Source organism: Cupriavidus sp. 09_S30 (assembly GCF_056930435.1).
The window spans coordinates 2,286,349-2,305,367 of the sequence record NZ_JBXOWI010000001.1; the positions used below are offsets into that span (position 1 = coordinate 2,286,349).

The window sequence follows — 19,019 nt, forward strand, 5'->3', positions numbered from 1 at the left end:
TCCGCTTCGAAGAAGGAAGAGAGAACCGAATATGGAACAAGCAAGCACGCCGATGGCGCGCCGCAATGCCACCGCACCCGCCGCGCCGCTGCGGCTGGAAGCCGCGATCCTGGACTGGGCCGGCACCGTGATCGACTTCGGCTCGTTCGCGCCGACGCAGATCTTCGTCGAAGCCTTCGCCGAGTTCGGCGTCGCTATCACGCTGGAAGAAGCGCGCGGCCCGATGGGCATGGGCAAGTGGGACCACATCCGCGCGCTGTGCAACGACGAGGCGATCGCCGCGCGCTTTGCCCTCGCCCAAGGCCATGCCCCGACCAACGACGACGTGACCGCCATCTACGAGCGCTTCATGCCGCTGCAGATCGAAAAGGTGGGGGAGCATTCAGCGCTGATTCCGGGCGCGCTGGAGACCATCGCCGCGCTGCGCGAAGCCGGCCTGAAGATCGGCACCTGCTCGGGCTATCCCGCCGCCGTCATGGCACCCGTGGTCGCGCAGGCGGCCCAGGCCGGATACCGCCCCGACTGCGTGGTGGCTTCCGACGAGGTGCCGCGCGGGCGGCCCTGGCCTGCGCAGGCCCTGCGCAACGTGGTCGAGCTCGGCATCGGTGATGTCGCCGCCTGCGTCAAGGTGGATGACACCGTGCCCGGCATCGAGGAAGGCCGGCGCGCCGGCATGTGGACTGTAGCCCTGCTGATGTCGGGCAATGCGCTCGGCCTGACCTACCCGCAGTACGCCGCGCTGGATGCCGCAGAACGCGCACGCCACCGCATCGCGATTTCGGCCGGCTTCGCCGCCTGCCGCCCGCACTACGAGATCGACACCATCGCCGACCTGCCGGCTGTGGTAGCCGACATCAACGCGCGCCTGGCGCGCGGCGAGCGTCCGCAGAGCCAATGAGCGGCCCATCGCGCCACCGCCCCGACCCCGTTTTCCGCCTCACCCCTTTGTCGCTGCAAATCGGAACACAACCAAGGAGAGTTCCCATGACCGCACGTCTCGCCCTGCCGGCCGCCATGGCCGCGGCCGCCGCCCTGCTGCTGGCCGGCCCCGTCCACGCCGCCACCACGCTGACCGTCTACACCGCGCTGGAGGCCGATCAGGTGGCCGCCTACAAGGCCGCCTTCGAGAAGGCCAACCCGGACATCGAGATCAAGTGGGTGCGCGACTCCACCGGCATCGTGACGGCCAAGCTGCTGGCCGAGAAGAACAATCCGCACGCCGACGCGATCTGGGGCCTGGCCGCCTCCAGCCTGTCCATCCTGGACAAGGAAGGCATGCTGACGCCCTATGCGCCGGCCTCGCTGGCGCAGATCGATGCCCGCTACCGCAGCGGCGCCAACCCGCCGGCCTGGGTGGGCATGGACGTGTGGGGCGCGGCGATCTGCTTCAACACCGTCGAAGCGCAAAAGCAGAAGCTGCCCAAGCCGACGTCGTGGGCCGACCTGGCCAAGCCGGTCTACGCCGGCAAGATCGTGATGCCCAACCCGGCCTCCTCGGGCACCGGCTATCTCGACGTGAGCGCCTGGCTGCAGATGATGGGCGAGCAGAAGGGCTGGGCCTATATGGACGCGCTGCACCAGAACATCGGCCAGTACACGCACTCCGGCTCCAAGCCCTGCAAGATGGCCGCCACCGGTGAGTTCCCGATCGGCATCTCCTTCGAGTACCGTGCTGTGAAGACCAAGAAGGAAGGCGCGCCGATTGACATCGTGCTGCCGTCCGAAGGCCTGGGCTGGGACATCGAGGCCACCGCCATCGTCAAGGGCACGAAGAACCTGGAAGCGGCGAAGAAGCTGGCTGACTTCTCCGCCAGCCCGGCGGCCATGGCGCTGTACGAGAAGAACTTCGCGGTCACGGCCATGCCGGGCGTCGCCAAGCCCGACGCGCTGCTGCCGGCCGACTATGAGAAGCGCCTGATCAAGAACGACTTCACCTGGGCCAGCGCCAACCGCGACCGCGTGCTGGCCGAATGGACCAAGCGCTACGACGGCAAGTCGGAGAAGAAGTAAATGACGATGCAGTCCGATTCCGCGCCGCAACTCGATGGCGAAACCGATGTCGCCATCGTCGGCGCCGGCATTCTCGGACTAGCACACGCAGCCGCGGCGCTAAGCCGCGGCCTGCGCGTGACCGTGTTCGAGCGCAGCGACATCGCGGTGGGCGCCTCCATCCGCAACTTCGGGCAGATGCTGGTAACCGGGCAACCGCCCGGCATCATGCTCGACCTGGCGCGTGAGAGCCGCGCTCTCTACCTCGGCTGGGCCGAGCGCGCCGGCCTGGCGGTGCGCGCCAACGGCGCCCTGCTGTTCGCCCGCGACGCACTGGAAGAGGCGGTGCTGGAGGAGTTCATGGCCACCCGCGCCGAGGCCTTCGGCTATCGCGCGCAGCTGCTGCGCGGTGCGGCGCTGGCGGGGCTTTACGACGGCCGCTTCGCACGGCACCGCGCGGCGCTGCGAGGCTTCGACGACCTGCAACTCTACTCGCGTGAAGCCGTGCCGGCACTGGCGCAATGGCTGGCCAGCCAGGGCGTGCGCTTCCACTTCGGCACGCTGGTGCGCCACGTGGAAGACGGCCGCCTCGACACCACCGCCGGCCCCTGCCGCGCGCAGAGAGTCATCGTCTGCAGCGGCCACGACTACCAGACGCTGTGCGCCGAGCAACTGCGCGCGCTGCAGCCGCAGGTATGCCGGCTGCAGATGCTGCGCGTGGCGCCGCTGGACGGCTTCGCGCTGGAGCACGTGGTGTTGAGCGGTCTGTCCTGCACGCACTACGGCGCCTTCTCCGACCTGCCCACGGCGCAGGCCCTGGCCACCCGGATCGCCCAGCAGCGGCCCGAACTGCAACGCCACGGCATCCATCTGCTGGTCAGCCCCACGCCGTACGGCGACTGGATCGTCGGCGACTCGCACGACTACGGGCAGGATGCGCGCCCCTTCAATGCCGAGAGCGTCGATACGCTGATGCTCGATCTCGCGCGCGACACGCTCGCCACCGAGGTGCGCGTGGTCGAGCGCTGGCAAGGCGTGTACGGGGCCAAGACCCGGCTGCCGGATAGCGGCGCGTTTTCGGTGACGAGAGTCGACGCACGCACCACGGTGGCGCTGATGCACAGCGGCATCGGCATGAGCGTCGGTCCCGCGCTGGCGCATCGCCACGTCGACGCGCTCGTCGACGGCACGCCGCTGCCGCGCTGGATGCCGCCGGCGCAACAGGGCGGCCCGCTCGCATCGGCCGCTTGAGTGGCTGGGTCGGCTGGGTCCGCCCGGCCGGCACGCGCCCGCACAGAGGTCGCGCAGGGGCCGCGCAGCCGGTCGTCTCAGGCCTTGCGATGGGCGTCGGCGTCGAGTTCGCGCTCGGCGGCGTCGCCCGACTCGCCCTTGTAGTACAGGTGCACGCCGATCGCCAGCGAGTCGTGGCGGATCTCCTGGAAGGCCTTCCAAGCTTTCACGGGATCCTTGAACACGAGGTAGTGGGCCTCCTGCTCAATCAGCGTCGCGACCTCGTGCAGGCCATGTCCGTGCAAGGCGGCGACAAGCGCATCCAGGCTGCGGTGCGTGCGCGCATCGCTGCGCGGATATAGCATGTGCAGCACCGCGATGCGCTGGGCCGCCACCAGCGCGGACAGCGCGACGACGATCTGCTGGTGATTGAGCGCGCTGACGACGCTGTCCGCATCGTGCCGGTGGCCGGGAAAGAGGGCTTCGATCGTGGTGGTCATGGCTTGGCTTCCGGTTGACTTCGAGGATGACTGGCCGACGGAACGCGGCAAGGCTTGCCTTGCCGGTGGGGGGCACGGCCGGTTCCACCGCTGGCTGCGGCGGCTTTTCTTGCACCGCAGCAACGGTATGGAGCAATGTAGCGCAAGGCCCATGTCAGGGAAAACCCTTAAAACCGCAAAACACTGTTGCGCAGGCCGGACAGTCCGCCGCCCATGCCTGCCACGCCGAACATTTGGCGCGGCGGCGAATATGGTCAATAATTGGCTCACTGCCATTGCTGGACGAGGGGGGCGACCATGCCGCGCAGTCCCGACGCGATTCGTACGATTGCCCTGCTGGGGCATGCGGGGGGTGGCAAGACCTCGCTGATCGAAGCGCTGCTGCACCAGGGGGGGGCGCTGCACGCGCCCGGGAGCGTCGAACGCGGCACCACGGTGTGCGACTACGACCCGCTGGAGCGCAAGTACCACCACTCCCTCACCTCCGCTGTCACCCACCTCGACCACCGCGACACCCGCCTCTACCTGATCGACACGCCGGGCTACCCCGACTTCTTCGGCCTCTCACTGAGCGCCCTGCCGGCGGTCGAGACGGCGGTCATCGTGATCAATGCCCAGACGGGTGTCGAGATGACCACACGGCACATGATGGCCTGGGCCGAGGCGCGCAAGCTGTGCCGGCTCATCGTCATCAACGGCATCGATGGCGAGAAGGTCAACCTGCCCGCCCTGCTGGCCGACATCCAGGAAGCCTTCGGCAAGGAATGCCTGCCGATCAACCTCCCGGCCGCCAATGCCGGCAAGGTGGTCGACTGCTTCTTCAATCCGGCCGGCGAGGCGGACTTCCTGTCGGTGTCAGCCGCGCACGACGCGCTGGTGGACCAGGTGATCGAGATCGATCCCGAACTGATGGAGCGCTACCTCGAGCAGGGCCAGGCCATCACGCCAGAGCAGTTGCACGCGCCCTTCGAGCGTGCCCTGCGCGAGGGCCATCTGGTGCCGATCTGCTTCACGTCCGCGGCCACTGGCGCCGGCATCCCCGAGCTGCTGGAGGTGTTCGCGCGGCTGCTGCCAAACCCGGCCGAAGGCAACCCGCCGCTGTTCTATCGCGAATCCAATGGCAAGCGCGTCCCCGTGCAAGCCGAGCCCGTGCCGGACAAGCATGTGCTGGCCCATGTGTTCAAGATCGTGATGGATCCCTACATCGGCAAACTTGCCGTGTTCCGCATCCACCAGGGCACCATCACTCGCGACAGCCAGCTTTACATCGGCACGGGGCGCCAGCCGTTCAAGGTGGCCCACCTGCTCGTGCTGCAGGGCAAGGAGCACGTCGAAGTGCCGCGTGCCGGGCCGGGAGACATCTGCGCCGTGGCCAAGATCGACGAGATCACCTTCGACGCCGTGCTGCACGACGCCGGCGAAGACGGCGACATTCACCTGGTGCCGCTCGACTTTCCCACCCCCATCTACGGGCTGGCGATCGAGCCGGCGCGGCGCGGACAGGAACAGCGCTTGGCCGAGGTCATGCAGAAGCTCGGCGCGGAAGACCCCTGCCTGCGTGTCGAGCATCCGGCTGACACCAATGAGACCGTCGTGCTGGGCCTGGGCGAGTTCCACCTGCGCTGCCTGCTGGAGCGGCTCACGGAACAGTACAAGCTGGAAGTGGTGACGCGCCCGCCGAAGATCGCCTACCGCGAAACCATCGGCGGCAAGGCCGAAGGCCAGCACCGCCACAAGAAGCAGACCGGCGGCGCCGGCCAGTTCGGCGAGGTCATGCTGCGCGTGGAGCCGCTCGGCCGCGGCATGGGCTTCGAGTTCGTCGATGCGGTCAAGGGCGGCGCGATTCCCGGCCAGTTCATTCCCGCCGTCGAGAAGGGCATCCGCCAGGTGCTGGAGTGCGGACCGCTGGCCGGCTTTCCGATGCAGGACGTGCGCGTCACCGTATACGACGGCAAGAGCCACCCGGTCGACTCCAAGGAGGTGGCCTTCGCCACGGCTGGGCGCAAGGCCTTCATCGACGCCGTGCTCAAGGCCCGCCCGAGCGTGCTCGAGCCGATTGTCGATATCGAGGTGGTCACGCCCGAGACGGCGATGGGCGACATCATCGGCGATCTTTCGGCCAAGCGCGGCCAGGTGCGCGGCACGCGCTCCGGGGTCAGCCACAGCGTGATCGTCATGGGCAAGGTACCGCTTGCCGAACTCAACGACTACCAGACCCGCCTGAACAGCCTCACCGGCGGCCACGGCAGCTACACCATCCAGTTCAGCCACTATGACCCCGTGCCGCCGGGGCAACAGGACCAGATGGCCTCGCGCCACAAGTCGAAAGGAGACGGCGCGGGCTGAGGGGCGCTGCCCCGGGCGCTAACTGCCACGCCCTGCGCCGCCCTGCTCCGCACGCCGCCCGGCGGCCGCCTGCGTGGCACTACGCCCGCGCTCGGCGGCGCGGCGCCGCCGTCGCGGCACGGGCCTGCAGGCCCGCCAGAAAGATGTCGCCTGCCCGCTCGGCAAGGGCCAGATGGTCGATGGGCTCGTCCACGCCCGGCTCGAACTCGATGCGCCGGTCAAGGATCAGCAGCGCCAGTCCGTGCGCCAGGCTCCACGCCGCCATGGCTTCCGCCGTCGCCGGCATCGCAATGTCCAGCGCCTCGATTGCCTTGCGCACCGCATCCAGCGCGCGGAAACCCGCCTGCGCCATCTGCGGATGGTCGGCCTTGCGCAGCTCGGGGCCGAACATCAGGCGGTAGATGGCCGGCTCCGCCGCCGCGAACTCGAGATAGGCGCGCAGCAGGTCGGCGAAGCGCGACGCCGGCTTCGGGCGCTTCGGCAACGCCTCGAAGCGGGCATGCAGGCGTTCGAAGCCGCGCGCGGCCACGTCGGCCAGCAAGGCCTCACGATTCGCGTAGTGGCGGTAGGGCGCGGCATGCGAGACGCCGACCGCGCGCGCCACTTCGCGCAGGCTGACTTCCGCCACGCCGCGCGTCTTGAGGATGCGCTCGGCCTCGTCTCTCAGGGCGGCCTGCAGGTCACCGTGGTGGTAGCGCGCCGCCGCGGCGCGCTTGGCTGGGCGTGTCATCGGGTCCTCATGGTCTGGGTTAGCCGTCATTGCTCGATGTTGACAGCGCGATGTTGACAGCGCGATGTTGACAGCGATTACATCTATTGCTAGTTTATGTTTCCACTGACAACATTGGAAGCCCCGGATAGCACTACACCGCCTCAGCCAGGCGGTCCCTGCCGGGGCCGGCGATTCCCGGGTGCGCGCCAGCGGCGCGGCGCCCGCTCATCATTGGCCGGGACGGCTCCCGGCATCTGGAGACTTCCATGCTGAGTCGAAGATCCTTCCTGCGCCGCAGCGCAGGCGTCGCCGGAGCGCTCGGCGCACTGGTGATCGGCTGGTCGGTGATGCCCCCTCGCCAGCGCCTGCTCACCGCGGATCCGCTGCCGCTGGGCCCGGCGCAGGCGGGCCTGAACGGCTGGGTCAAGATCGCAAGCGACGACACCGTCACGGTGGTGATCGCCAAGTCGGAGATGGGCCAGGGCGTGTACACCGGCCTGGCCATGCTGCTGGCCGAGGAGCTCGACGCCGACTGGTCCCGGGTCAGGGTCGAGCAGTCGCCGATCGACAAGATCTACAACAACCTCGCGGCGACAGTCGACGGCCTGCCCTTCCACCCCGACAACGACGGCACCCTCAAGCACGTGGCGGGCTGGATGACCGGCAAGCTGATGCGCGAGATCGGCACCATGATGACGGGCGGCTCGTCCAGCATCAAGGACCTGTGGCTGCCCATGCGCGAGGCAGGTGCCTCGGCGCGCGCCATGCTGGTCAGCGCCGCCGCCGCGCAATGGCAGGTGCCCGCGAGCGAGTGCCGCGCCGAGGCGGGCAAGGTGCTGCACGCCTCGGGCCGCAGCGCCAGCTTCGGCGAGCTGGCCGCGCTCGCCGCGCAGCAGCCGCGGCCCGACAAGGTGACGCTCAAGGATCCGTCCCGCTTCAAGCTGATCGGCCAGCCGGTGCACCGCATCGAGGCCGCCGCCAAGCTCGACGGCTCGGCGCGCTTCGGCATCGATGTCACGCCTGACGGCCTGCTCTACGCCAGCGTCGCCATGTGCCCGACGCTGGGCGGCAAGGCAGCCCGCGTGGACAGCGCGGCTGCCGCCGGCCTGCCGGGCGTCGTCAAGGTAGTCGTGTTCGATGCGCACAACGGCGGCAGCGGTGGCGTGGCGGTCATCGCCGACACGCCCTACCATGCCATGCGCGCGCTCAAGCAGGTCAGCGTGCAGTGGGACCATGGCGCGGCCGCCGGCATCTCCAGCGACGCCATCTACCGCCAGCTATCTGAAACCCTGGACAAGGCCCACGGCCACGCCTATTTCAGCCAGGGCGACGTCGACTCTGCGCTCTCCTCCGCCGCGAAGACGGTCAGCGCGGAATACCGCGCGCCCTACCTGGCACATGCCGCGCTCGAGCCCGCCAACTGCACGGTATGGCTCCAGGACGGCGCGGCCACGGTGTGGGCATCCACGCAGGTGCCCCGCATCGCGCGCGACCAGGCCGCCAAGGTGCTGGGCCTTCCGGCGGAAAAGGTCGACCTCAAGGTGCAGTTGCTCGGCGGCGGCTTCGGCCGGCGCCTGGAGGCTGACTACATCGCACAGGCCGCTGCGATCGCACGAGAAGTGCCGGGCCGGCCGGTGCAGACGATCTGGTCGCGCGAGGAAGACATCCGCCACGACTTCTACCGACCCGCCTGCGTTTCCCGCTTCCAGGCCGGGCTGGACAGCGCCGGCGCGCTGGTCGCCTGGCGCAACACCTCGGCCGGCCAGGCCATCATGCCCAATGTGCTGGCGCGCAGCTTCGGCCTGCCAGGCGCCGGGCCCGACAAAACCACGTCCGAGGGCGCCTTCGACCAACCCTATGAATGGCCGAATGCGCGCATCGCCCACGAGATCGTCGACCTGCCCGTGCCGGTCGGCTTCTGGCGCTCGGTCGGCCACTCGCACCAGGCCTTCTTCAAGGAGAGCTTCGTCGACGAAGTGGCGGCGGCCGCCGGCAAGGACCCGGTCGCCTTCCGCGCGAGCCTGCTGGCACACCATCCGCGGCAGCTGGCCGTGCTGCAAAGGGCGGCGGCGCTGGCGGACTGGGGCAAGCCACTCGCGCCCGCGGCCGACGGTGCCAAGCGCGCGCGTGGCGTGGCGCTGCACCAGTCCTTTGGCTCGACCGTCGCCCAGGTGGCCGAGGTATCGATGGCACCGGACAAGCGCATCCGCGTGCATCGCGTGATCTGCGTGATCGACTGCGGTACGCCGGTCAACCCCAACCTGATCCGCCAGCAGATGGAAAGCGCCGTGATCTTCGGCCTGTCGGCGGCACTGTATAGCGAGATCCACGTCGTCAATGGCCAGGTGCAGCAGAGCAACTTCCACGATTACCCCGTGCTGCGCATCCCTGAGTGCCCGCTCATCGAAACCGAGATCATGCCCAGCCAGGCCCACCCCGAAGGCGTGGGCGAGCCGGGCACGCCGCCCATCGCCCCCGCCGTCGCCAACGCCCTGTTCGCCCTCACCGGCCAACGCCTGCGCGCGCTGCCGCTGCGGCTGGCCTGAGCCGCGCCCAACCTGTCCGGAGACTGACATGCCCACACTCAAGATCAACGGCAAGGCCGTGCAAGTGCAGGCCGAGCCCGATACCCCGCTGCTCTGGGTCCTGCGCGGCGAACTCAAGATGACCGGCACCAAGTTCGGCTGCGGCATGGCGCTGTGCGGCGCCTGCACCGTCCACCTGAACGGCAAGCCGGTGCGCTCCTGCGTCACACCGCTCGCCGCCGCCGGCGAGCAGGAGATCACCACCATCGAAGGACTGCGAGGCCCCGAGGCGCAGGCCCTGAGGGCGGCCTGGACCGAACTGGATGTGGTGCAGTGCGGCTATTGCCAGAGCGGACAGCTCATGTCGGCCTGCGCCCTGCTGAAGCAGACGCCCAAGCCCACCGACGCCGATATCGACGCGGCCATGTCAGGCAATCTGTGCCGCTGCGGTACCTATCCGCGCATCCGGGCGGCGATCCATCGGGCGGCTGGCGAGCGGGAGGGTTGAGCGGCCGCGCGGTCCCCCGGCGCTCAAGTTGTGGCGGTCGCGGCCGAAAACACAGAGGCGGGATGCCTGATCGACAGCCCGCTTTCCCGTTCCCCCGTTTAGGCGGGTAAAAGGGCATGCCGCGTCTCTCAACCCTCATGGAAGACTCATGAACACCGCTCTGATCAATTCGCTCAGCGCCACCTCGCCGGGCGACGACCCTGCCGCGCTCCTGATGCTGCGCAAGTCACTCGACCTGCGGGCACAAGGTGTCGCCCAGTTGCTGCAATCCATGCCCGCAGTCGGCGTGAGCGGCAGCAACCCGCCGCATCTCGGCCAGAACATCGACATCAAGGTCTGAGCCAGTCGTACCGCGCGGGCCGCTCCTGCCTGGCCGGAAGCGGCCCGCGCCGTCGATCGTGCAGCAACTGCGCTCAGAACGAGCGCGGCAGGCCCAGGATGTGCTCGGCCACGTACGAGTAGATCAGGTTGGTGGAGATCGGCGCCACCTGGTACAGACGCGTCTCGCGGAACTTGCGCTCGATGTCGTATTCGCACGCGAAGCCGAAGCCGCCGTGGAACTGCAGGCAGGCATTGCCCGCTTCCCAGCTCGCCTTGGCCGCCAGATACTTGGCCATATTGGCCTGGGCGCCCATCGGCTCGTGCGCATCGAACAGTTCGCAGGCCTTCCAGCGCATGAGGTTGGCTGCCTCCAGTTCGATGAAGGACTCCGCGATCGGGAACTGCACCCCCTGGTTCTGCCCGATGGGACGGCCGAAGACCTGGCGTTCCTTGACGTACTTGGTCACGCGGTCCATGAACCAGTAGCCGTCGCCGATGCATTCCGCCGCGATCAGCGTGCGCTCGGCGTTCAGGCCGTCGAGGATGTACTTGAAGCCCTTGCCTTCCTCGCCGATCAGGTTCTCTTCCGGAATCTCCAGGTCCTCGAAGAACAGCTCGTTGGTCTCGTGGTTGACCATATTGGGGATGGGCCGCACGACGAGCCCCTTCTTCTGTGCCTCGTGCAGGTCCACCATGAAAATGGACATCCCCTCGCTCTTCTTCTTCACCTCGGCCAGCGGCGTGGTGCGCGCCAGCAGGATCATGAAGTCGCTATGCTGGATGCGGCTGATCCACACCTTCTGGCCGTTGACGACGTAGCGCCCGTCCTTCTTCTCCGCCTTGGTCTTGATCTTGGTGGTGTCGGTACCCGTGGTCGGCTCGGTCACGCCCATGGATTGCAGGCGCCATTCCCCCGAGGCGATCTTCGGCAGGTACTTCTCCTTCTGCGCCTGGGAGCCATGGCGCAGCAGCGTGCCCATGTTGTACATCTGGCCGTGGCAGGCGCCGGAATTGCCGCCGGAGCGGTTGATCTCTTCCATGATGACCGAGGCCTCGGTCAGCCCCAGGCCCGAGCCGCCGTACTCCTGCGGGATCAGCGCCGCCAGCCAGCCGGCCTTGGTGAGCGCGTTGACGAAGGCCTCGGGATAGGCCCGCTGTTCGTCCACCTTGCGGAAGTACTCGTCGGGGAACTCGGCGCACAGCGCGCGCACGGCGTCGCGGATTTCCTGGTAGTTGTTGGATTGGGTCTGTTCGATCATGGAGGCGTACGACGTATTGGCGATTCGAGACATCGGGGGCTCGCGGTGCAAGCCCTCGCGGTTCAGTTCCTGGGAGATTGCGGCGATCCCGGTTGCACGGAAGCGGATCCGTTCAACCGCGGGCTCAAGCCAGCGAGGCCATGGCCTGCATGGTCACGCCTGGCGGCCCGCAGCACAATCAGCCATTGCGGAAGCGCGTCTTCACGTGTGCTTAAGCCCCCAGCCGAGCCCGCGCCGCGAATGCATGTGGCGCATTCCTGCGTGCGGCCGGCGCCACCGGCCCGACATCCTGCCGCCGGGCCAGCGATTGATTCCCTGGTGTATGCATTGATGTTCCCTGTCGTGGCTTTATCCACCAAGGACGGGCAACTAGAGTGCTCTCCATGAACCACGACCATCGGAACCGAGGAGCCAATATGTCAGTCCAGGAAAGACTTGCAGCGCGTGGCCTGGTGCTGCCCAATCCCCCGCAGCCTCTGGGCAGCTACACCGCGGTGAGCCAGGCAGGCGACCTGTTGTTCGTGTCAGGGCAATTGCCGCTGGCGGACGGGAAAGTGGTCTGGCAGGGCCAGGTCGGCAAGGAGCTGACACTGGAGCAAGGCAAGCGCGCGGCGGAGCTGGCCGCGCTCAACGTGCTGGCGCAGATTCATGCGCATCTGAACGGCTTCGAGCGACTGGATCATATCGTCCGCGTCGAGGGCCACATTACCAGTGCCCCGGGCTGGCTGCAGCAAGCCGCCGTGCTCGACGGCGCGTCCGATTTCTTCGCCGATGTGCTGGGCGAAAAGGCAGGCCATGCCCGCGCGGCCTACTCGCAGTCGCAGCAGCCGGGTAACGCAGCCGTGATCCTCGTCGTGATCGCCCAGGTCAAGCCGCCAGAGCCGATTGCCGCCCAGCGCTGATTCGATCGAAGTGGCTGTCAGTTTCGCACGGAGGTCCTAGTGGCAATGAGTTGGAGAAGCAAGCCGGCTGCTGCTCCACCGCGCCTGAGGCGTGCGGTTGTGAGCGACAGGTGGCGGTGGCAATATAGCGAATTCCCCCGTCAACGTTTGTGAGAATCCGGGAATGCTGCTGTCCTGTCGACTGCGCTGGTACGTCCTGGAGACGTCCCGCGCCCTGCGCAGACACTGGCAGGCGCTGTGCCTGTCCGTCTTCCTGCTGCTGCCGGCCATGCCGGTGTTCGCGCAATCGCGGATACTGGGCGCGCCGGTGCTCGCGGCGTTGGCGCCCACGCACAGTGTCGAGTGGCGCTTTGTCTGGGTCCACCTGCTCGAAGCCGCGGCCGTGCTCTGGGTCTTGATGCAGCGTAGCGCGATTACCGGCGGACCATTCGGCGGCTACCTCAAGTCCTTGCCGACATCCGAGGGACGCCGCCGCGCCGTGGACGTGGCCGTTGTCTCACTCGCAAACACGCCGCTGCTGCTCACGGTTCTGGCCGCGGCGGTTGCCGTCGCCTTCCTGCCGAACAGGAGCGCCAACTACCTCTTCATTCTCGCCCTGACGTTCATTACGCTGGGCTTGCAGCTTGCCGCGCTCGCCCGCAACGCCCGCCACGTCGGGATGTTGTTCCTGGCCAATGGCGTGCTCGTCGGTGCGGCGCAATTCGACCATCCGCTAAAACCGGTGCTGCTGGCGGTGCCCTTGCTGCTGGCGCTATTTGTTCTCGCACGCCCGCCTGCCACCATGCCACCGGCGCATGCGCGCCGGCACCTGCGGCCGCATGTCCCGGCCGGCGTCGCGCGCACGGCCGCTCAGCTCGCACCGCCGCCGCTTGCCTTGCTCGAAGCCGGCATCCTCCGCTATCGCAGTGCGAAAGTGTTAGCGCGTGTCGTGATGATGAGCGCGCTCACGGCGTGCACCGACGCCCTCTTCCACCTGTGGGACTTCGACGTCCGTGCAGTGCCGCTGACGCTGATCTCGCACGCCGCACTGGCCCTGATCGTCGCCACGACCTTCCGCGATTTGCGTGCCGCCCATCTGCGGGCGGCTCACTTCATGCGCTCGCTGCCGCTGTCCCGCGCCACATTGACGGTCGCCGACCTGCTGACCGTTGGCGTCCTGTGGCTGCCGTTTGCCGCCGTCGCACCGTGGCTGCTGAGCGCGCATGGCATCATCTCGGCCTGGACCGCCGTGGCGATCGTGGCTTCCGGTGCGCCGCTGCTGGTACTGCTCTACGCGCCGCAGCGCTTCGCGCCGCGGCAATCGGTGCTGCTGGGCACGATCCTGGCCACGCTCTGGGTCGTCGGCACCTGGCAACTCTTTGTTTGACGGATATCGCAATGCTTCGTTTTGAAAACCTCGGAAAACGCTTCGGCGACCACGTCCTGTTCAGCGATCTGCACCATCAGTTCGAGACGGGATGCGTTGCGCTGTGCGACGAGAACGGAAGCGGCAAGTCCACCCTGCTTGGCATCCTCGCCGGCACGATCGACAGCTTTGACGGGGACGTCTGGCTCGACGGACATTCACTGCGCACGGCGCCACAACAGGCCAAGACCGCACTCGCCTATGTCCCCGACGATTGCATGGCCTACCCGTTCATGACGGGACGCGGCTTGCTCGAACTTGTCGCATCGACGCGCGGGATCAAGGTCGATGCCGCCTCACTCGATCTCGCACACCGCTTCGGGCTTGATCCGTTCATCGACAAGCGCTTTGAAGAAATGTCGCTGGGCACGCGCAGGAAGGTATTTCTGACGGCGACGGCGCTGGGCAGGCCTTCCGTGATCCTTGCCGACGAGCCGGGCAACGGACTCGACTCCTCCGCGCGCGGCGAACTCATCGCGTTGTTCAAGCGGCTCGGTCGCGATCGTCTGGTCCTGTTCTCGACCCATGACCCGGCATTGGCCCGCGCCTGCGAGGCGAAAATCGTCGGCTTCAAGGACCTGGGCGCCGCGCGGGAATCGTTGCCCGCTTGACGGCGCAGGCCGAGTAGAAGCAACGTGTAGGGCGCAAAGGGCAGCATCAAGCAACTCCATCGACAGCACTGACATTACGAGACCGTAACGCGGTCGACCTGGTTTTGTTCACCACGGTCCATGCCGCCGAGGCGCGGTTCCGCACGGCCAAGAACTGCCCCTCGTGGCCGGCGTGGCCATCCGGGACGCGGGAAGACGCACGCGCCGAACGCAGACATCGCGCCCCCACCACGAATTTGCTGTCGCGCGACTGCATCCCGCGTAGCATCGTGATGTCCAGCCACCGTGCCTCCGCCATGCATGCCAAAGCCATTCGCGTGCGCATCGTCGGCGGTCGCCGCCATCAACCGGAAGCGCGATGAACCCGACCACCCTCAACCCGCAGGAAATCGTCACAAGCATCATTGTCCACGAGGTCGAGCCCGACGCCGTCGCGCAGTACGAAGCGTGGCTCGCCGACATCCGCGCCGCATGCTCCAGGTTTCCCGGCTACCTGAGCACCGACGTGATCCGTCCCGTCGGCATGAGCCGCGAATATGCGACCATCATTCGCTTCGACGGCTTCAGCAGTCTCAACGCATGGATGCAATCCGATGTGCGCCGCCAACATATCGAGAAAATGCGGCCGTGGCTGCGGCAAGGCGACCGCTACGAGATCAAGACTGGCCTCGATTTCTGGTTCACGCCGAAGAGCGCGCCGGTCAAGGTGCCGACCGCGTGGAAGCAGTGGCTCATCACATGGAGCGCCATTTTTCCCCTCAGCATCGTCGTCCCATGGGCCGTCGTGCCGACGCTCACGCACCTCGGTCTCGCCCATGATTCATTCATGGCCAAAGCGGTCGTAGCGGCGGCAATCGTGTTTCTGATGGTCTATGTGGTGATGCCGCGCTATACACGGCTCGTTGCACACTGGCTGTTCAAGTGACAATCGCGCGCCACAGACTCCCGCATGGCATGCCCTTCCCCTCCGATTGCCAGGATTCAGCGGACTAGAAGTTGTGCCGCATGCCGAACCAGCCCGAGGTGCTCGAAGAAGGCGTTGGGCAGCATGAACTGCTCGGCGGGCGGGGCCGCCCAGAAGCGGTTGGCCAGGAAAGTGGCGCACCGGCGACCAGTCCGGCATGGCAGGCCGTCCCGGCCCGCCTTGGAGCCATAGGACGGCATGCCGGTCAAGTATTCAGGAACGCCAGCAGGTCGGCATTCACCTTGTCGGCCTCGACCACGCACATGCCGTGCGATCCGCCCGGATAGACCCTTGTCTTCCGGCTGAGAGTGATGGGGTTGGACGAGTGCCGTTCAGCGCGCAGGCACCGGCGCGATGGACTCGTGCGGGGTGGCGGTGCGCTGGGCAGCCTTGTGGACCATGGTGTAGGCGTAGTCGACACCCATGCCGTAGGCGCCCGAATGCTCCTTGACCAGCTTCATCACCGCGTCATACGTGTCACGATGAGCCCAGTCGCGCTGCCATTCGAGCAGCACCTGCTGCCAGGTCACGGGCACGACGCCCGCCTGGATCATGCGCTGCATGGCGTAGTCATGGGCTTCCTTGCTGGTGCCGCCGGAGGCGTCGGCCACCATGTAGATCTCGTAGTCGGTATCGTGCATGGCCGACAGGGCAAAGGTGAGGTTGCAGACCTCGGTCCACAGGCCGGAGACGACAATCTTCTTGCGCCCGTTGGCGGCCAGAGAGTCGCGCACCTTCTGGTCATCCCAGGAATTCATGGAGCTGCGCTCCAGGGTCTTCTGGTTGGGGAAGACGTCGAGCAGCTCGGGGTAGGTGAAGCCCGAGAAGGACTCGCTCTCCACCGTGGTGATGGTGGTCGGGATATTAAAGATCTTGGCCGCCTTGGCCAGTCCAACGACATTGTTCTTCAATGTCTGGCGATCGATCGACTGCACGCCGAAGGCCATTTGCGGCTGCTGGTCGATGAAGATCAGCTGGCTGTTCTGCGGGGTCAACACTTCGAGCTTGGCTTTGGTCATGACGTCTTCCTGAATCACTGAAGTTAGGGGGTGGAACCCGCGCCGCCTTGGCGCCGGACGGCACCTGACGGCCGGCGCGGGCCGGTTGCTGCATGGTCCGGCCGCTGCCGCCATGCGGCGCGCGGCGCGGTGATGCACGTTAGACGCTTGCTCGAGCAACCCGACTGAAGGCTAAACCCGCGGGTCGCTGCGGCCATCGTCCGTTCGTACTACTTGCTTGCCGCCGAAGTGTGGGCGGCGGGTGCCACGCTCGCCGACGCGCCCAGCCGGCGTGGTGCGGCGCGGCAAGCGGCCAGGTGGCGCGCCGCCTGCCAGCATCGGCTCAAGCGTTGGCGCCTTCGCTGAAGGGGTCCAGCTTGCCGCTGCGGGCGCCGTCGCTGTGCGGGTCGAAGCTGCGGGCGGGCGCGGCAGAGACGCCGCTGCGATCCAGGCCTGCGACGCGGGCGCCTTCGGTGAACAGATCGACCTTGCCACGGGTGCCCTCGGTAAAGGTGTCCAACCTGCCGCTGCGGGTGCCCTCGGTGAAGGTATCCAGCTTGCCGCTGCGGGCGCCGTCGGCATAAACGTTGTAGCTGCGGAACGTGTAGCCGTACTTGTCGGCAGCTGTCAGTTCACCGGCGCCGGCGGTTTGCGCCGCGCCGAAGGCGGCCAGCGACAGCAGCAGGGTGGAAGCGATCTTGAAGGTGGTGGCCTTGGTCATGACTCTCTCCAGTTTCTATATTCGTTGAGTTTTGCAGAACATCGCGTTTTCGTTGCGCGCCGTTCATGTGCAGAACTATAGAAGCTGACTCAGTGACGCAATGAAGGCCGTTCAGGATAACTTATTCAATTTTTTTGAATGAAGATTGTGCGCTTTTGGGCAGCGGCCGGGCCAATGGCGGCTATGGCAGGAGCACGCAATTTCCTCGTACGCGATAAAAAAACGTACTAACAGGCAAAGCGCAGCACAAATAGACACAAATAGAGAGAAGGACCGCCGCCGCCGCGAGACCAGCCGCCGCGCGCACGCGCTGCGCAGGCGCTTCGAGACGCTGACGCCGCGCGAGACGGAGGTGATGTCACTGGCGTGCCTGGACAAAGTCGCACGAGATGACTGACCAGCAAGCCTGCCGGGACGGAGGTTGCCCCAGCCTGTCGCTCGCTGCGGATTGCCCCGGCATGCTGACTGACGTACGCGCCAGCCTAGCGCGGCAAGATCCAGCGCGTTGGCAGCCGCCTTCGACGTGCCTGTCGCTGTGTGGGGGCAAGGTATCGACGCGGCATCGCCCAGGATCACGACTCGGCCGGACATCATCTACCCGGACACAGGGTCCCGGATGGCCTGAACCGCTTGCCCGCACCGTGGCGGCCCGTTAATTATCGAAAGACTAGGAAACGCCGACCTTCAGGGCAAGCCGGCAGGACCGAGCCAGCATTGCCGTGCGCGCAATGCTGAGTTGCACTGCGTTGTGATTCAAATGGCGCCTGACGGCTCCTAAGCTTCGGCACATCCCAACCCAACGTCCTGAAGCCATGGAAACCACAACGTCTCCCGTCCTCAACGACTCCCGACATCCAGCTGCGCCGATGTCCGCGGCACTGGTTGCACTGTTTTCCCTGTGCGCCGGCGTGCTGGTGGCCAATCTCTACTACGCGCAGCCGATCATCGAACTGATCGCGCCGGAGGTCGGTCTCTCCGCCCAAGGTGCCAGCGTCATCGTGTCGCTGACGCAGATCGGCTATGCGATCGGCCTGTTCTTCCTGGTGCCGCTGGCCGATCTCCATGAGAACCGCCGGCTACTGATGATCAGCGGCGGTGCCGCCGCGATCAGCCTGGTCGGCGCCGCGCTCGCCTCGCAACCGGGCCCGTTCCTGCTCGTTTCACTGCTGCTCGGGCTGAGCTCCGTCAGCGTACAGATCCTGATTCCGCTGGCTGCGCATCTCGCCCCCGAAGCGATGCGCGGACGCACGGTCGGCACGATCATGGGCGGCCTGCTCTCGGGCATCCTGCTGTCGCGACCGCTGTCGAGCATGCTGGCCCAGTTCCTCGGCTGGCGCACCGTGTTCTTCGTCGCCGCCGGGATGACGCTGGCCACCATGGCCATCATCGCCATGACCCTTCCCCGCCGCGTGCCGCAGCATCGCGCCAGCTACGCGAGCCTGATCGCATCGCTCTGGCATCTGTTCACTCGCTACCCCGTCCTGCGCCAGCGTGCGCTCTTCCAGGGCCTGCTGTTTGCCGCCTTCAGCCTGTTCTGGACCGCCGCCCCGCTGGAACTGGCGGGCCGCCAGGGCCTGTCGCAATCGCAGATCGGCATCTTTGCGCTGGTCGGCGCGCTTGGCGCCGTCGCCGCACCGATCGCCGGCCGGCTGGCAGATGCCGGACACACGCGCATTGCCTCGTACGCAGCGATGGCCGCCGCGGCTGCCAGCTTCCTGCCCGGACTGGTCGAAGGCCGTGCGGCGCTCTATGGACTGGCACTGACCGGCATCGTGCTCGACTTCGCCGTGCAGATGAATATGGTGCTGGGCCAGCGCGCGATCTATGCGCTCGACGCTGCCAGCCGCGCGCGGCTCAACGCGCTCTACATGACGTCGATCTTCGCAGGCGGCGCGCTGGGCTCGGCGATTGCCAGCACGCTGTACACGCAGGTCGGCTGGCATGGTGTCGTCGCTACCGGCAGCGGCCTCGCGCTGCTCTCGCTTGCGGCTCTGGCGCTGGCATCGCGTCGGTGAATTCCCTCCCCTT

The 19,019-nt window shown here is 67.0% G+C and carries 17 protein-coding genes and 1 pseudogene; 12 read left to right on the forward strand and 6 right to left on the reverse strand.

The window, feature by feature from the left end; all coding sequences use genetic code 11:
• Window positions 1-31 precede the first annotated feature (31 nt).
• From phnX to AC1Z3O_RS10860, 3 genes are all read left to right on the forward strand, one after another.
• On the forward strand, window positions 32-898 hold the full coding sequence (gene phnX / locus AC1Z3O_RS10850) for a phosphonoacetaldehyde hydrolase (protein WP_483515726.1): 867 nt from the start codon (window positions 32-34) through the stop codon (window positions 896-898).
• A gap of 86 nt (window positions 899-984) precedes the next feature.
• On the forward strand, window positions 985-2,010 hold the full coding sequence (locus AC1Z3O_RS10855) for a putative 2-aminoethylphosphonate ABC transporter substrate-binding protein (RefSeq protein WP_483515727.1): 1,026 nt from the start codon (window positions 985-987) through the stop codon (window positions 2,008-2,010).
• A complete protein-coding gene (locus tag AC1Z3O_RS10860) occupies window positions 2,011-3,240 on the forward strand; it encodes a TIGR03364 family FAD-dependent oxidoreductase (RefSeq protein WP_483515728.1) in 1,230 nt (409 codons plus the stop codon).
• 77 nt (window positions 3,241-3,317) lie between these two features.
• Here AC1Z3O_RS10860 and AC1Z3O_RS10865 read toward each other — a convergent pair whose 3' ends face one another.
• Complete coding sequence (locus AC1Z3O_RS10865) at window positions 3,318-3,719, reverse strand: hypothetical protein (RefSeq protein ID WP_483515729.1); 402 nt, start codon at window positions 3,717-3,719, stop codon at window positions 3,318-3,320.
• Between the two features lie 297 nt (window positions 3,720-4,016).
• On the opposite strand from AC1Z3O_RS10865, the gene fusA reads away from it, so the two are divergent.
• Window positions 4,017-6,065, forward strand: a complete 2,049-nt coding sequence (gene fusA / locus AC1Z3O_RS10870) for an elongation factor G (protein WP_483515730.1) — start codon at window positions 4,017-4,019, stop codon at window positions 6,063-6,065.
• Between the two features lie 79 nt (window positions 6,066-6,144).
• Here the strand turns inward: fusA and AC1Z3O_RS10875 are convergent, their stop codons facing one another.
• Window positions 6,145-6,795: a TetR/AcrR family transcriptional regulator gene (locus tag AC1Z3O_RS10875; protein ID WP_483515731.1), complete on the reverse strand. Its 651-nt coding sequence runs from the start codon at window positions 6,793-6,795 to the stop codon at window positions 6,145-6,147.
• 248 nt (window positions 6,796-7,043) lie between these two features.
• On the opposite strand from AC1Z3O_RS10875, the gene AC1Z3O_RS10880 reads away from it, so the two are divergent.
• The 3 genes from AC1Z3O_RS10880 (at window position 7,044) to AC1Z3O_RS10890 (ending at window position 10,150) form a co-directional block, all read left to right on the forward strand.
• Window positions 7,044-9,323, forward strand: coding sequence for a xanthine dehydrogenase family protein molybdopterin-binding subunit (locus AC1Z3O_RS10880; protein ID WP_483515732.1), 2,280 nt, complete (start codon window positions 7,044-7,046; stop codon window positions 9,321-9,323).
• 28 nt (window positions 9,324-9,351) lie between these two features.
• Window positions 9,352-9,810, forward strand: a complete 459-nt coding sequence (locus AC1Z3O_RS10885) for a (2Fe-2S)-binding protein (RefSeq protein WP_483515733.1) — start codon at window positions 9,352-9,354, stop codon at window positions 9,808-9,810.
• A 148-nt stretch (window positions 9,811-9,958) separates the two neighbouring features.
• A complete protein-coding gene (locus AC1Z3O_RS10890) occupies window positions 9,959-10,150 on the forward strand; it encodes a YjfB family protein (protein ID WP_483515734.1) in 192 nt (63 codons plus the stop codon).
• A gap of 73 nt (window positions 10,151-10,223) precedes the next feature.
• On the opposite strand, the gene AC1Z3O_RS10895 is transcribed toward AC1Z3O_RS10890, so the two are convergent.
• Complete coding sequence (locus AC1Z3O_RS10895) at window positions 10,224-11,390, reverse strand: acyl-CoA dehydrogenase family protein (protein ID WP_483517580.1); 1,167 nt, start codon at window positions 11,388-11,390, stop codon at window positions 10,224-10,226.
• 416 nt (window positions 11,391-11,806) lie between these two features.
• Here AC1Z3O_RS10895 and AC1Z3O_RS10900 point away from each other — a divergent pair, with 416 nt between their 5' ends.
• The 4 genes from AC1Z3O_RS10900 to AC1Z3O_RS10915 all read left to right on the forward strand — a co-directional run bounded on the left by AC1Z3O_RS10900 (window position 11,807) and on the right by AC1Z3O_RS10915 (window position 15,233).
• On the forward strand, window positions 11,807-12,292 hold the full coding sequence (locus tag AC1Z3O_RS10900) for a RidA family protein (RefSeq protein ID WP_483515735.1): 486 nt from the start codon (window positions 11,807-11,809) through the stop codon (window positions 12,290-12,292).
• Between the two features lie 163 nt (window positions 12,293-12,455).
• On the forward strand, window positions 12,456-13,658 hold the full coding sequence (locus AC1Z3O_RS10905; RefSeq protein WP_483515736.1) for a DUF6136 family protein: 1,203 nt from the start codon (window positions 12,456-12,458) through the stop codon (window positions 13,656-13,658).
• A gap of 11 nt (window positions 13,659-13,669) precedes the next feature.
• Window positions 13,670-14,308 (forward strand): ABC transporter ATP-binding protein, encoded by a 639-nt coding sequence (locus AC1Z3O_RS10910; RefSeq protein WP_483515737.1) that lies wholly within the window; start codon window positions 13,670-13,672, stop codon window positions 14,306-14,308.
• 358 nt (window positions 14,309-14,666) lie between these two features.
• The gene (locus AC1Z3O_RS10915; protein ID WP_483515738.1) at window positions 14,667-15,233 is read left to right on the forward strand and encodes an antibiotic biosynthesis monooxygenase; all 567 of its coding nucleotides are present in this window, start codon (window positions 14,667-14,669) and stop codon (window positions 15,231-15,233) included.
• Between the two features lie 244 nt (window positions 15,234-15,477).
• Here AC1Z3O_RS10915 and AC1Z3O_RS10920 read toward each other — a convergent pair.
• The 3 genes and pseudogenes from AC1Z3O_RS10920 to AC1Z3O_RS10930 form a co-directional block, all read right to left on the reverse strand.
• Window positions 15,478-15,564, reverse strand: a pseudogene (locus AC1Z3O_RS10920) (alpha/beta fold hydrolase); the annotation flags it as partial.
• Window positions 15,565-15,604: 40 nt separating this feature from the next.
• On the reverse strand, window positions 15,605-16,291 hold the full coding sequence (locus AC1Z3O_RS10925) for a hydrolase (RefSeq protein ID WP_483515739.1): 687 nt from the start codon (window positions 16,289-16,291) through the stop codon (window positions 15,605-15,607).
• Window positions 16,292-16,613: 322 nt separating this feature from the next.
• Complete coding sequence (locus AC1Z3O_RS10930; RefSeq protein ID WP_483515740.1) at window positions 16,614-16,991, reverse strand: hypothetical protein; 378 nt, start codon at window positions 16,989-16,991, stop codon at window positions 16,614-16,616.
• Window positions 16,992-17,803: 812 nt separating this feature from the next.
• Between AC1Z3O_RS10930 and AC1Z3O_RS10935 the strand changes: the two genes are divergently transcribed.
• A complete protein-coding gene (locus AC1Z3O_RS10935) occupies window positions 17,804-19,006 on the forward strand; it encodes an MFS transporter (protein ID WP_483515741.1) in 1,203 nt (400 codons plus the stop codon).
• Window positions 19,007-19,019: the final 13 nt, after the last annotated feature.

Coding starts and splice junctions, on each gene's coding strand:
- AC1Z3O_RS10900 (WP_483515735.1), top strand. CDS start 11,807: ATGTCAGTCCAGGAAAGACTTGCAGCGCGTGGCCTGGTGCTGCCCAAT.
- AC1Z3O_RS10905 (WP_483515736.1), top strand. CDS start 12,456: ATGCTGCTGTCCTGTCGACTGCGCTGGTACGTCCTGGAGACGTCCCGC.
- AC1Z3O_RS10885 (WP_483515733.1), top strand. CDS start 9,352: ATGCCCACACTCAAGATCAACGGCAAGGCCGTGCAAGTGCAGGCCGAG.
- phnX (WP_483515726.1), top strand. CDS start 32: ATGGAACAAGCAAGCACGCCGATGGCGCGCCGCAATGCCACCGCACCC.
- fusA (WP_483515730.1), top strand. CDS start 4,017: ATGCCGCGCAGTCCCGACGCGATTCGTACGATTGCCCTGCTGGGGCAT.
- AC1Z3O_RS10895 (WP_483517580.1), bottom strand. CDS start 11,390: ATGATCGAACAGACCCAATCCAACAACTACCAGGAAATCCGCGACGCC.
- AC1Z3O_RS10935 (WP_483515741.1), top strand. CDS start 17,804: ATGGAAACCACAACGTCTCCCGTCCTCAACGACTCCCGACATCCAGCT.
- AC1Z3O_RS10875 (WP_483515731.1), bottom strand. CDS start 6,795: ATGACACGCCCAGCCAAGCGCGCCGCGGCGGCGCGCTACCACCACGGT.
- AC1Z3O_RS10855 (WP_483515727.1), top strand. CDS start 985: ATGACCGCACGTCTCGCCCTGCCGGCCGCCATGGCCGCGGCCGCCGCC.
- AC1Z3O_RS10930 (WP_483515740.1), bottom strand. CDS start 16,991: ATGACCAAGGCCACCACCTTCAAGATCGCTTCCACCCTGCTGCTGTCG.
- AC1Z3O_RS10915 (WP_483515738.1), top strand. CDS start 14,667: ATGAACCCGACCACCCTCAACCCGCAGGAAATCGTCACAAGCATCATT.
- AC1Z3O_RS10860 (WP_483515728.1), top strand. CDS start 2,011: ATGACGATGCAGTCCGATTCCGCGCCGCAACTCGATGGCGAAACCGAT.
- AC1Z3O_RS10925 (WP_483515739.1), bottom strand. CDS start 16,291: ATGACCAAAGCCAAGCTCGAAGTGTTGACCCCGCAGAACAGCCAGCTG.
- AC1Z3O_RS10865 (WP_483515729.1), bottom strand. CDS start 3,719: ATGACCACCACGATCGAAGCCCTCTTTCCCGGCCACCGGCACGATGCG.
- AC1Z3O_RS10910 (WP_483515737.1), top strand. CDS start 13,670: ATGCTTCGTTTTGAAAACCTCGGAAAACGCTTCGGCGACCACGTCCTG.
- AC1Z3O_RS10880 (WP_483515732.1), top strand. CDS start 7,044: ATGCTGAGTCGAAGATCCTTCCTGCGCCGCAGCGCAGGCGTCGCCGGA.
- AC1Z3O_RS10890 (WP_483515734.1), top strand. CDS start 9,959: ATGAACACCGCTCTGATCAATTCGCTCAGCGCCACCTCGCCGGGCGAC.